Below are 12848 nucleotides of genomic sequence, written 5' to 3' on the forward strand. Positions count from 1 at the left end.
TCACCTTCCTCGTGCTCAGGGGAGCTGGAGTTCCTCGTCGATCAGTGCGAACAGCTCGTCCTCGGACGCCTCGGCGATGTCGGCGGCGTCGCCGTCGAGGCGGTGGAGCAGGTCGGTCAGCCGCCGGACCACGGCCGCGCGGTCACCACCGCCGGAACCGGTCTCCAGCGCCCGGAACGCGCCCTCCATCCGGTCCAGCTCGGCGAGCACGTCGGGCACCGCCGCCCCGGTCAGCTCGGCGAGCAGGTGGTCGGCGACGTCCAGCGGCGTCGGGTGGTCGAACACCAACGTGCTGGGCAGCCGCAGCCCGGTGCGGTTGCCCAGCCGGTTGCGCAGTTCCACCGCGCTGAGCGAGTCGAACTCCCCGTCCAGGAACCCGACGTCCGGCTTGACCGCGTCGGCGTCGTCGTGCCCGAGCACATCGGCTGCCGTGCGCAGCACCAGCTCCAGCAGCCGCTGCTGCTTCTCCTCCGGGGTCAGCGGGGCGAGCTCGGCGGCCAGGGTCGGCCCGACCGCGGGTGCGCGGCCGCCGACACCTGCCAGGTCGCGCAGCATCGGTGAGCCGCCGTCGGCGGTCCACCGCGCCAGGTCCAACCGGGCGGTGACGACGGTCGGCACGTCGGCTCCGAGCGCGGCGTCGAAGTAGGACAGCCCTTGGGCCAGCGGCATGGTCGCCAGCCCGCGACGGCCGAGGCGAGCCAGGTCCACTTCGGACAGACTGTCGGCCATGCCACCGCTCCACAGGCCCCATGCGGCTGAGACTGCGGGGAGCCCGCTGGCGGCGCGGTGCGCGGCCAGCGCGTCCAGGAAGGCGTTCGCCGCGGCGTAGGCCGCCTGGCCGGGATTGCCCAGCACGCCGACTGCGGAGGAGAACAGCACGAAGGCGCTCAGCGGTCGGTCCGCGGTGAGTTCGTGCAGGTTCCACGCGGAATCCGCCTTGGCCCGCAGGACGGCGTCCAGGTCCTCCTCCGCCAGCGCTTCGAACGCCCCGTCGGCCAGCACCCCCGCTGCGTGCACGACAGCGCTGAGCGCGGGCACCGAGTCCAGCAGTGCTGCCAGGGCTTCGCGGTCGGCCGCGTCGCACGCCGCGATCTCGACCTCGGCGCCCAGCCCGGTGAGCTCAGCGGCGAGCTCAGCAGCGCCCGGCGCATCGGCACCGCGCCTGCTGGTGAGCAGCAGGTGACGCACACCGTGCTCCACGACCAGGTGCCGCGCGACAGCCGCACCCAGTGCACCGGTACCGCCCGTGATCAGCACTGTCCCGTCCGGCGGCAACTCGGGCTCGGTGTGCTCACCGGCGGTGTGCCGGGCCAGCCGGGGCACCAGGACCTCGCCCTGCCGAACGGCCAGTTCCGGCTCGCCGCTGCCGAGCGCGGCGGGGATCGCCGCATCGCTGTCGGCGTGCTCGTCGAGGTCCAGCAGCACGATCCGCCCGGGGTGCTCGGCCTGAACCGTGCGGAGGAAGCCGACCAGCGCCGCCCCCGCCAGGTCCGGCACGTCCTCCGGCGCAGCTGGCACCGCCGTGCCGGTGAGCACGACGAGGGTGGCTTCGGCGTAGCGCTCCTGCGCGAGCCAGTCGCGGAGTTCGGCCGCGACACCGGTGAGCGCCGCGCGGACGTCGGACAGGGCGCGCACGTCCAGCACCACCGTCCCGGGAACCTCGGTCAGCTCGGCGAGGCCGGTCACCCGGGCGATGCGGCTGGGCCCGGCGCCGGGAAGCTCGGCGGGCCGCCAGCGAACGACGTACGGGATCGCCGGGCGGGCGGCCCCGAGCTGCACCGGGAGCAGGCGCAGGCCGCGGGCTTCGGCGACCAGGTCGCCGCCCGGGTCGGTGACGGTGATCGCCGCGGTGTCGTCGTCCCCCGGGGAGATCCGCACCCGCAGCTCGGTGGTGGCGCGGCGGTGCAGCGCGATGCCGGACCAGGTGAACGGCAGTCGCAGGCTGCCGTCCGCGGCGAGCCCGGTTGCCACCAGCGGGTGCAGTGCGGCGTCGAGCAGCGCCGGGTGCAGGCCGAAACCCGCGTCCTCGGGCGCGGTGAGCTCGGCGAACACCTCGTCACCCGAGCGCCAGGCCGCGCGCAGCCGCTGGAAGGCCGGTCCGTACTGGTAACCGCCTTCGCCCAGCGCGCTGTACAGCGCCGCCAGGTCCACCGGTTCAGCACCGGGCGGCAGCCAGTCCACAGTGGATCGAATCGTCGGCGGCGCCGCGCTCAGCTGCCCCGAGCCGTGCCGGACCCAGTCCTCGTCCCCGGTCCGCGAGTGGACGGCCAGGGTGCGCCGCCCGGACTCGTCCGCCGGGCCCACCACGACTTGGAGCTCGGTCGTGGTGTCCGCGGTCAGCGGGAGCGGCGCCTGCAGGACGAGCTCCTCGACGGTGCCGCAACCGGACGCCTCGGCGGCGCGCAGCGCGAGTTCCGCGAAACCGGTGCCGGGGAACAGGATCCGGTCGAGCACGACGTGGTCGGCCAGCCAGGGCTGGCGGTCCAGCGACAGCCGACCGTGGAGCACCAGGCCGCCGTCGGCGAGCCGAACCGTGCCGGTGAGCAGCGGGTGGTCCTGCCCGCCGTGGTCCGCGCTCTCGGTGAGCCAGTACCGCTGGCGGCGGAACACCGTCGTCGGCAGCTCCACCGGGCGGGCGTCCGGCCCGCAGACGGCCGACCAGTCCGGGCTGCGGCCAGCGACGTGCAGGGCACCGAGCGCAGCCGCAGCGGTGCGCGCTTCGTCCTGCCCGGAGCGCAGCGCGGCCACCGCCGTCCGGTCCGCCGCCTGGGCGGTCAGCACGCCGTCCGGGCCGATCTCCAGCAGCGCGGCGGAGTCCGGCACCTGGGACAGGGCCTCGTGGTAGCGGACCGGGGCGATCACGTGCCGCACCCAGTACTCCGGGTCGCTCCACTCGTCGCGCACCGGGCGGCCGGTCACCGTCGACACCGCGGCGAGGTCCGGTGCGGCGAAGGTCAGCCCGCCGACGACCTCGCGGAACTCGGCCAGGACCGGTTCCATCAGCGGCGAGTGGAACGCGTGGCTGACCCGCAGCCGCTTGGTCCGCCTGCCCGACCGGGAGAACCGCTCGGCCACCTGCCGGGCCTGCTCGCCGTCGCCCGACAGCACCACCGAGCGCGGCCCGTTCACCGCCGCAACGGCCAGCAGCTCGTGCCCGGCGACCGCCTCGGCGGCCTCGTCCTCGGTGGCCTCCACCGCCACCATCGCCCCGCCCGCGGGCAGCGCGGCCATGAGTCGTCCGCGGGCGGCCACCAGCCGGGCGGCGTCGGCCAGGTCGAGCACCCCGGCGACGTGCGCGGCGGCGATCTCCCCGACCGAGTGGCCGAGCACCAGGTCCGGGCGCAGGCCCCAGGACTCGAACAGCCGGTGCAGCGCGGTCTGCAGGACGAACAGGCCCGCCTGCGTGTAGAGCGTGTTGTCGATCAGCTGGTCGTCGCCGCTGAGCACCGCGCGCACCGGGGTGTCCAGGTCCAGTTCGGCGTCCACGGCGTCCACCGCGGCGTCCCAGGCCCGGGCGAACGCCGGGTGGGCCCGGCGCAGCTGCTGCCCCATTCCGGCGCGCTGCCCGCCCTGGCCCGAGAACTGGTGGACCAGCCCGGTGGACCGCGCCCGGGCGATCCCGGCCCCGGTCTCGGCCAGCTCCCGCAGCCCGGCCAGCAGCTCGTCCCGGTCGGCCCCCACTACTGCGGCGCGGTGATCCCACTGCGCGCGGGTGGTGGCCAGCGAGAACCCGACGTCCACAACGGACAGTTCCGGCCGGGCGCGGAGGTGGTCGGCCAGCGCGGCGGCCTGATCGCGCACCGCCTGCTCGTCCTGGCCGGACAGCACCCACGGCAGCGGCGCACCGGGCGCGACCGGCTCCCGGGGCGGCTCGGGTTCGACCTGCTCGACGATCACGTGGGCGTTGGTGCCGCTGATGCCGAACCCGGACACCCCGGCCCGCCGCGGCCGCGCCACCTCCGGCCACGGCTGCGCCGCCGCGGGCAGGTGCACGCTGCCCGCCGACCAGTCCACGTGGTGCGTCGGCTCGTCCAGGTGCAGGGTTCCGGGCATCAGCCCCGCCCGCAGCGCGTGCACCATGGTGATCAGCCCGGTGACCCCGGCGGCGGCCTGCGCGTGGCCGACGTTCGACTTCACCGACCCGACCAGCAGCGGCCGGTCGGCGGGTCGGGAACCGTAGGTGTTGATCAGCGCCTGCGCCTCGATCGGGTCGCCGAGCTCGGTGCCGGTGCCGTGCGCCTGCACGGCGTCCACGTCCTCCGGTTCGAGCCCCGCGTCCGCGAGCGCGGCCCGGATCACCCGCTCCTGCGACGGCCCGTTCGGCGCGGTCAGCCCGTTGCTGGCGCCGTCCTGGTTGACCGCGGTGCCGCGCAGCACGGCCAGCACCCGGTGGCCGTTGCGGCGCGCGTCCGAAAGCCGTTCCAGCAGCAGCAAGCCGACGCCCTCGGCCCACGCGGTGCCGTCGGCGGAGCTGGCGAACGGCTTGCACCGGCCGTCGGGCGCCAGCCCGCCCTGGCGGCTGAACTCGGTGAACATGCCCGGCGTGGACATCACGGTGACCCCACCGGCCACGGCCATGCCGCTCTCGCCCCGGCGCAGCGACTGCACGGCCAGGTGCACCGACACCAGCGACGCCGAGCAGGCCGTGTCCACCGTCAGCGCCGGGCCTTCGAGGCCGAACACGTAGGACAACCGGCCGGAGGCCACGCTGGAGGTCGCCCCGGTCAGCGCGTGCCCCTCGTGCCCCTGCGGGGTCCGGTGCATCCGGCTGCCGTACTCCTGCGGCATCATGCCGACGAACACGCCGGTCCGGCTGCCGCGCAGGCCCGTCGGGTCGAGCCCGGCCCGCTCGAACAGCTCCCAGGCCGATTCCAGCAGCACCCGCTGCTGCGGGTCCATCACCGCCGCCTCGCGGGGGCTCAGGCCGAAGAACGCGCCGTCGAACCGGTCGGCGCTGTACAGGAACCCGCCCTCGCGGGTGCGGGAGGTGTTGGGGCGGTTGCCGTCCGGGTCGTACAGCCCGTCCAGGTCCCAGCCGCGGTTGTCCGGGAACGGCCCGATCGCGTCGACGCCGTCCACCGCCAGCTGCCACAGGGCTTCCGGGGTGTCCGCACCGCCCGGCCACCGGCCGCTCATGGCCACGATGGCGATGGGCTCCTGATCGGCCGCCTCGGTGCTCGCGACCTCCTCGGCGGCCTCGCCGGACAGCGACCGGACGACGGCGTCCGGCGTGGGGTGGTCGTAGGTGAGCGTCACCGGCAGCCGCCGCCCCAGCGCGGTTCCGAGCAGGTCGCGGAACTCGATCGCGCCCGCGGAGTCGAACCCGAGCTCCTTGAACGACCGCCCGGTGGGCACCTCGTCGGCCGCGGAGTAGCCGAGCACGGTCGCCACGCTCTGCCGGACCGCAGTCGCCACGTCGGCGCCCCGGGGCACCTCGACGAGTTCCGCGCGCTCCTCCGCCGGAGCGGGGTGCGTCGGCGGTGCGTCGTCCAGGCGGTACCGGGATCCCTGGAACTGGTAGGTGGGCAGCTCGACCACCCGCGCCCCGAGCGGCGCGTAGACGGCCGACCAGTCCACGTCACCGTGCACGTGGAGCCCGGCGAAGGCGCGCAGGAACTGGTCGATGCCGCCCTGTTCGCGGCGCAGCGTGCCGAGCACCAGCGCATCGGTGCCGGTGTCGTCGATGATCTGCCCGATGCCGTAGGCCAGCACGGGGTGCGCGCTGCTCTCGACGAAGGCGTGCATCCCGTCGCGCAGCGCGGCGCGCACCGCCCGCTCCAGCTCCACGGTCTGCCGCAGGTTCCGGTACCAGTAGTCCGGGGTCAGCTCGGCGGTGTCCAGCAGGTCCCCGGTGACGGTGGAGTAGAACGGGATCTCGGCCGTGCGCGGGGTGATGCCCGACAGCGCGGACAGCAGTTCGGCGCGCAGGCCCTCCACCTGCGCGGAGTGCGAGGCGTAGTCGACGGGGATCATCCGGGCGTCCACGCCGTCGGCGGTGTACCGCTCGAACAGCGCGCGCAGCGGTCCGGTCGCCCCGGACACGACGGTGCTGGCCGGGCCGTTGACCGCCGCCACGCTGAGCGACTGGTCGAGGTCGCCGCGCACCCGCTCCGCGGGCAGCGGCACCGACATCATGGCACCCGGTCGACCGTGCTCCGCGATCGCCTTGCTGCGCAACGAGACCACGGCAGCACCGTCCGAAAGGGACAGTGCACCGGCGACCACCGCAGCCGCGATCTCGCCCTGCGAGTGGCCGATCACCGCGTCAGCGCGCACGCCCACCGACCGCCACAGGGCGGCCAGCGACACCATCACCGCGAACAGAACCGGCTGGACCACGTCGACCCGCTCCAGCGGAGCGCTGCCCGGCACTGCGCGCAGCACGTCCAGGACCGACCAGTCCACGTGCTGCTCGATCGCCGCCGCGCACTCCCGCAGGGAGGCGGCGAAGACCGGGGACTCCTCCAGCAGGGAGACCGCCATCTCCGCCCACTGCGCGCCCTGGCCCGGGAACACGAGCACGGTGCCACCGGTCCCCGCACCTCGTTCGCCGCGGATCAGCCCGGGCGACGGCAGGTCCGACCGCAACGCGTCCAACCCGGTCAGCAGCTCCTCCCAGGTCCGCCCGACGAGCACCGCGCGGTGCCGGAAGTGCGTGCGGGTGGTGGCCAGGGAGAACCCGACGTCCACCGGGGAGAGCCCCTCGGCGTGGGCGCGCAAGGCCGCGGCCTGCGCGCGCAAGGCGGCCGGGGACTCCGCCGACACCGGCCAGGCCACCGCAGGCGGCTCTCTGCTCGGCTCGTCGTCGCTGGCGGTCTCGGGCGCGGTCGCCAGGACCACGTGGCAGTTCGTGCCGCCCATGCCGAACGCGGACACCCCGGCCACGACCCGGCCGTGCGCGGGCAGCTCGGCGAAGTCCTGCTGCACCCGCAGGCCGAGCTCGTCCAGCGGGATGTCCGGGTTCGGGGTGGCGAAGTTGAGGCTGGCCGGGAGCGCCCGGTTGCGCAGCGACAGCACCACCTTGAGCAGACCGGCGATCCCGGCCGCGCCCTCCAGGTGGCCGATGTTGGTCTTCACCGAGCCGACGGGCAGTGCGACGTCCCGGCCAGCGAACGCGGCGCCCAGCGCGGCCGCCTCCACCGGATCACCGACCTTGGTCCCGGTGCCGTGCAGCTCCACGTAGTCGACCTCGCCCGCCGCGACACCGGCCCGCTGCTGGGCCGCGGCCACCACCTCCCGCTGGCCGACCGCGGTCGGCGTGGTCAGGGTTGCGCTGGCCCCGTCGCTGTTCACCGCGCTGCCCAGGATCACGGCGTGCACGGGATCGCCGTCGTCGACCGCCGCGCGAAGCGGCTTGAGCAGCACGACCGCCGCGCCCTCGCCCCGCACGTAACCGTTGGCCCGCGCGTCGAAGGTGAAGCTGCGGCCGTCGCGGGACAGGGCGCCGAGACGCTGCGCCCGCACCGTGCTGTCCGGCGCCAGGTTCAGGTTGACGCCACCGGCGACGGCCAGCTCGGACTCGCCGCGCTGCAGGCTCTCCACCGCCAGGTGCACCGCGACCAGCGAGGAGGACTGCCCGGAGTCGACGGTCAGGCTCGGGCCGCGCAGCCCGAAGTGGTAGGAGATGCGGTTGGCCAGCAGGCCCCGGCTCACCCCGGTCAGGCTGTGCCGGGTGACCGCGTCCGGACCGCGGCGGGCGGCCAGCACCGCGAAGTCGTCGGCCATCGCGCCGACGAACACCCCGGTCCGGCTGTCCCGCAGCGCTTCCGGTCGCAGCCGGGCGTTCTCGGCCGCAGCCCAGGCCAGCTCCAGCAGCACCCGCTGCTGCGGGTCCATCGCAGCGGCCTCCCGCGGCGAGATGCCGAAGAACTCGGCGTCGAACCGGTCGGCGTCGGCCAGCACCCCGGCCGGTCCGTGCGGCCCGTCGACGATCGCGCTGCGCCCCTCGGCCAGCAGCCGCCAGAACGCCGCGGGATCCGACGCGCCGGGAAACCGGCAGGCCAGGCCGATGACGGCGATCGCGCTGGACGTGCTCATCTGCTCCCCTTCGCACCGAAAGACGTGATCAGGCGGTGGCCGCCATGCCGACCGGCTGCGAGACGCCGGTGCCGAGGACCTCGGCCAGGTGCAGGGCGGCGTGCACCTGCAACCGGTTGTCCTCCAGCGGACGTCCCCGCAGCTGCTCGGCCTTCTTCACCCGGTACAGCACGGTGTTCTTCGCGACGTGCAGCCGCCGGGCCGCGACCGACGGGCTCCGGTCCTCGTCCAGATAGCTCTTCAACGTCGTCCGCAGCACCCGCGCCGACGGGGTGTCCGCGGCCAGCGGCCCCAGCTCGCGCGCCACGAACGACGCCGCGGCCGACTCGTCGGCGGCCAGCAGCGCGACGAACTCCAGCGCGCGGTACTCGTGCACCGAGGACGTCCCGGTGCGGGCGCCGATCCGGGCTGCGGTCACGGCCTGCAGGTGCGAGGTGCGCAGACCGGCCAGCCCCGCGGCGGGCAACCCGACCGCCGCCTGCACGGCCTCCGGCAGCGGCTCCCCGCCCAGCTCGGCCCCCGGCGACGGCTGCGCTCCCCAAGCCCACAGCCCTGCGGCCCCGGCCGGGATCAGCAGCTTCGCCGCACAACCCGCGCGGCTCAGCAGCCGCACCGCGGTGCGCTCCAGGTCGGCGGCCCGCCGGTTGTCCTGCTCGGACCACACCAGCACGGCGAGGTGCTGCTGGGTGACGTCGTAGCCGAGCCTGCGGGTGGCCTTGTCCACCGGGACGGGTTCCCCGCGCAGCACGCCGCGCACCAGGTCCCGGCGCTGGGCGACCAGCCCGCTGTGCCACTGCTCCCGCTCCCGCAGGAACCGGGTGGACACCAGGCGGCAGAGGGTCTCCACGGCGTCGAACAGCACTTCGGACAGCTCGCACAGCAGCGCCACCGGGCGGTGCGCCTCGCCCAGCCGACCGCAGCTGGTCGTCAGGTCCTGGGTGATCCGCGCGTGCGCCATGCGGATCAGCGTCATCGGCCCGTCGAGCTCGAAGCCGCGCTCCACGTGGGTCCGCACCGCCGACTCGACGTCCGCGGTCAGCGAGTCCGGCATCCGCTGCACCCCGCACAGCCGCAGCGCGCACCACAGCGCGATGAGCTCCAGGAACTCGTGGTCCTTCGGGGTGAGCCGGACGCCGTTGCACTCGGCCAGCTCCCGGGTCAGCGCGGCCAGCAGGTCGCGCCCGGTGCACACCGCCCAGCCGACCCCTTCACGTCCGCAGTAGACCGCCACCTCGTCGAGCACCTCGGCGCGGCAGGCGGCTTCACCCACCGCACCGGGGTCCGCGGACAGCAGCATCCGCGCGGTGCCAGCCATCTCTAGAATTCCCGCTTGGCGATGAACGCGGTCAGGCCTTGGTCGTCACCGGCGCGCAGCAGGGCGCACAGCGCGCGCAGACCGGTGGCCAGCCGGTCGATCTCCTCGTCGGTGACCTGCACCGAGGGCTCCAGCCGCAGCGTGTTCGGGGCGCTGCCGGTGGGGAACAGCCGGATCCGGTGCTCGTGCAGCAGGAATCCGCTGGCCAGGAACCCGAACTGCCCCTGCGCCTGGAGCTGCGCGGCGAGGGTGGAACCGGACGTGGACAGGTCGCCGAACTCGACGCCCTGGAGCAGCCCCAGGCCGCGGACGTCGGTGATGATCTCGGGGTACTCCGCCCGAACCTCGTGCAGCGCCGCCGACAACCGCCGACCGCGCTCGGCAGCCACCCGGTACAGCGCGCCGTCCCCGGCTTCCAGCAGCTCCAGCACGGCGGCGGCCACCGAGGTGGACAGGCCGTCCTTGGCGAAGGTCGAGCTGTGCACCATCTCGAACTCGGGCCGGTAGCGGGCCGCCCGCACCAGCGTCACCGAGAGCTTGGCCAGCCCGCCGCCGATGCTCTTGGACAGCACGTAGTAGTCCCCGAGCAACCCCAGCTGGGCTGAGGCGAAGAACGTTCCGGTGCGGCCGGTTCCGCTCTGGATCTCGTCCACCACGACCGGGCAGCCGAACTCGGCGCCGAGCTCCTGGACCTGCTTGGCGAACTCCGCGGTCAGCGGCACGATGCCGCCCTCGCCCTGCACCGGTTCCACCAGCAGCGCGCAGAACACCGGCGCGTCGCGGCGCACCACCTCGGCGCGGGTCTCGGTGATCCGCAGGTCGTAGGCGGTGACGCGCGCGTCCTCGAAGACCGCCCGCAGCGCCTCCGGCTCGTTGGCCGGGGCGAAGGTCGCCTGCGCGGCCAGCGAGGCGAACGGCGACCGGTAGTCGTGGTTGTGGGTGAGCTGGCCGGAACCCACCAGCTTGCCGTGGAACCCGCCGCTGAGCGCGATGAGCCGCGGCCCGGTGGCGAACGCGGCGGCGTTGCGCACCCGGATCTCCTCCACCACCTCGTCGACGGCGGAGCCGACGGGCAGGCCCAGCACCGATCCGTCGACGGTCGCGCCCGCCAGCCCGGCGGACAGCGCGGCCCCGATGTTCTCGTCGATCTCGGCGCGCATCGCGTCCACCCGCTGCCCGCGGTCGAACTCGGCGTGCTTCAGCGCGACCTCGATGCCCTCGGCCCCGCTGTTGGCGAACACCCCGAAGTACGGTTCGTCCACATCGAACTCCCGGTGCAGGACCCGGTTCAGCGTGCGCACGACCTCGTCGGCCGCGGGCTGCGACGACAGCTGCACCAGCACCGGGGTCTCCTGCGCGAGCAGGTTCGCCAGGTGCGCCACCAGGTCCGGGTGGTTGTGGCCGAGCAGCAGCGCCCCGTACCCGCCGAGGAAGTCGGCGACCGGAACACCGGTGCCGTCCCGGCCTCTCGCGAAAACCGTGTTCCCGCGGGCCCGCACGTATTCCACGTCGAGGCCGACTTCGGCCGTCGCCCTGTGCAGAACACCGTCTACCAGTTCCTTGACCTCGGACGTCATAGCCCCTCTTTCCCGCGTCGGACTGAACACATCCTTTCCCACCGGGATAACCCGCCGCTAATTCGTCGATAACCAGTGCGCGGATTAGCCGAGAATTAGCGGTGGGTTATGGCGGGAGGCGATAGGCGCACTAATCTCTGTCGCAGTTCGGCACGATTTCCCCGGTGCAGAGGAGCGGTGGATGTTCGCGGAACTGCAGAGAAGGTACACCGACGCGTTCAACGCGGGTGACGTCGACGCGTTGCTCGCCAACTACATCGACGCGGGCGCCACCGTGGTCGAGCGGGGCGTGGCCCTGTCCAAGACCGGCGACCTGCGCGCGGCGCTGGGCGAGTACTTCGCCGCGGCCGAACCGCAGGTCGAGTTCGAGATCCTGCACACCTACCTGGCCGGTGACGTCGCCATGATCGTGACCGCGTGGTCGATCGAGGAGCTCGGCCCGGACGGCACCCGCACCACCCAGCGCGGCCGGGCCACCGACGTGCTGGTCCGCGAGGACGGCGAGTGGAAGTTCGCCATCGACAACCGCTTCGGCTCCAACTGACCCCGCGCGACGGCTCGCCCACCGGTTCCCCGGCGGGCGAGCCGTCGCAGTTCTCAGTGGATGACCGACACCGCGGGCTCGGTGCCGAGCAGCGAGCGGCTGTAGTCCTCGAAGGACACGAACTTGGAGAAGTGGATGTGGTGGCTGCCCACCTCGAAGTCCCGCCAGTACCGCTGCAGCGGGTTGGTGCTGGAGAACCCGCTGGTCCCGCCGAGGTCGACGCACTTCAGCACCGCCTGCCGCGCGGCCTCCAGCGCGGAGGTCCCGTGCATCCGCGCGCGGGTGCGGTCCTCGCGCGACATGGAACCGGCCGCCCGCGCCGCGTCGTAGATGTCCGCAGCGGTCAGCAGGTGCTGGTAGGCGGTGTCGACGTGGTGGGTGGCCTGGCCCAGCCACTGCTGCACGACCGGCGACTCCAGCGAGTTGGTGTAGATCGTGTCGACCAGCGGCTTGCCCTTGTCCAGGGTCGCCCGCACGGTGTCCAGCGCGCCGTGCGCCGCACCCACCAGCGAGGCGATGGACCGGTGCGCCACCGCGGCGAAGCTCTCCAGGCTCGGGAAGTTCGTCAGCCCGCCTTCCGGGCTCACGCCGTGCGCGACGGTCCGGCTGTCCGGCACGAACAGCTCGTCGTACTCCACGGTGTGGCTGCCGGTGGCCTGCATGCCCGCCACGTTCCAGGTGCGGTCGATGCGCCCGGCCCGGGGCGGGGCCGCCATCGACAGCAGCTCACCGGTGGGTTCGCCGTCGGCGACGACCGGCACCACCGCCAGGATCATCCAGTCGCCGATCTCGCAGCCGGAGATCGTCGGGAACCGCCCGGAAACCCGGTACCCACCGCTCACCCGGGTCGCGGTGGCAGTGTGGTTCCCGCCGTTGGCGCACACGTACACGTCCGGCGAAGCGCCGAACACCTCCTTCGCCCCCTCCTCGGGGAGCAGGGCGCCCAGCGACTCGGCCGCGCTGGTGATGCTGACCAGCCAGCCCGCCGAGGCGTCCCCGCGGCCGATCTCGGCGATGATCGCGACCTGGCTGCGGATGTCCAGCTCGTCCCCGCCGAACCGCTCGGGGACGTTCATCCGGAAGAACCCGGCGTCGCGCAGCGCGTCCGCGCACTCCGCCACCAGGGTCCGGTCCTCCTCGCCGCGGGCCGAACCGGCGCGCAGCAGCGGGATCAGGTCGTGGGCCTCGTCGACGAGCTTCTGGAGTTCGGGCGCGTAGCGCATATCGAGCTCTGCGGACATCCTGCTCACCTCTCCGTCCTTTTCGTGCCGTCCCCCGGATTTCCGCCCCTCAGTGAACATGAATCCGCCCGCTCCCCCACCGCGCCGCGGAGCCAAATTCCGGCTCCTGTTCTGGGCTCCGGTACCAAGCCCGC

Annotated in this window: 5 protein-coding genes; 1 reads left to right on the forward strand and 4 read right to left on the reverse strand. The window is 73.9% G+C overall.

Translation table 11 applies throughout. From position 1 onward, the window contains the following. Window positions 1-15: 15 nt before the first annotated feature. Genes F1721_RS09055 through F1721_RS09065 form a run of 3 tightly spaced genes read right to left on the reverse strand, consistent with a single transcriptional unit; the run spans window position 16 to window position 10929 of the window. The gene (locus F1721_RS09055) at window positions 16-8037 is read right to left on the reverse strand and encodes a type I polyketide synthase (protein WP_150066149.1); all 8022 of its coding nucleotides are present in this window, start codon (window positions 8035-8037) and stop codon (window positions 16-18) included. A gap of 28 nt (window positions 8038-8065) precedes the next feature. Next, a complete protein-coding gene (locus F1721_RS09060; protein WP_211840393.1) occupies window positions 8066-9352 on the reverse strand; it encodes a PucR family transcriptional regulator in 1287 nt (428 codons plus the stop codon). A gap of 2 nt (window positions 9353-9354) precedes the next feature. Then, window positions 9355-10929 (reverse strand): aminotransferase class III-fold pyridoxal phosphate-dependent enzyme, encoded by a 1575-nt coding sequence (locus F1721_RS09065; protein WP_150066150.1) that lies wholly within the window; start codon window positions 10927-10929, stop codon window positions 9355-9357. Window positions 10930-11110: 181 nt separating this feature from the next. Here F1721_RS09065 and F1721_RS09070 point away from each other — a divergent pair, with 181 nt between their 5' ends. Then, window positions 11111-11473, forward strand: coding sequence for a YybH family protein (locus F1721_RS09070; RefSeq protein WP_150066151.1), 363 nt, complete (start codon window positions 11111-11113; stop codon window positions 11471-11473). A 53-nt stretch (window positions 11474-11526) separates the two neighbouring features. Here the strand turns inward: F1721_RS09070 and F1721_RS09075 are convergent, their stop codons facing one another. Further along, the gene (locus F1721_RS09075) at window positions 11527-12714 is read right to left on the reverse strand and encodes an acyl-CoA dehydrogenase family protein (RefSeq protein WP_170301418.1); all 1188 of its coding nucleotides are present in this window, start codon (window positions 12712-12714) and stop codon (window positions 11527-11529) included. Window positions 12715-12848 lie beyond the last annotated feature (134 nt).

The sequence above is a fragment of the Saccharopolyspora hirsuta genome (genome assembly GCF_008630535.1).
Classification (GTDB): Bacteria; Actinomycetota; Actinomycetes; order Mycobacteriales; family Pseudonocardiaceae; genus Saccharopolyspora; species Saccharopolyspora hirsuta.

Excerpts from the sequence above, each read along its gene's own strand:
- F1721_RS09075 (WP_170301418.1), bottom strand. The coding sequence starts at position 12,714 with ATGTCCGCAGAGCTCGATATGCGCTACGCGCCCGAACTCCAGAAGCTC.
- F1721_RS09070 (WP_150066151.1), top strand. The coding sequence starts at position 11,111 with ATGTTCGCGGAACTGCAGAGAAGGTACACCGACGCGTTCAACGCGGGT.
- F1721_RS09065 (WP_150066150.1), bottom strand. The coding sequence starts at position 10,929 with ATGACGTCCGAGGTCAAGGAACTGGTAGACGGTGTTCTGCACAGGGCG.
- F1721_RS09060 (WP_211840393.1), bottom strand. The coding sequence starts at position 9,352 with ATGGCTGGCACCGCGCGGATGCTGCTGTCCGCGGACCCCGGTGCGGTG.
- F1721_RS09055 (WP_150066149.1), bottom strand. The coding sequence starts at position 8,037 with ATGAGCACGTCCAGCGCGATCGCCGTCATCGGCCTGGCCTGCCGGTTT.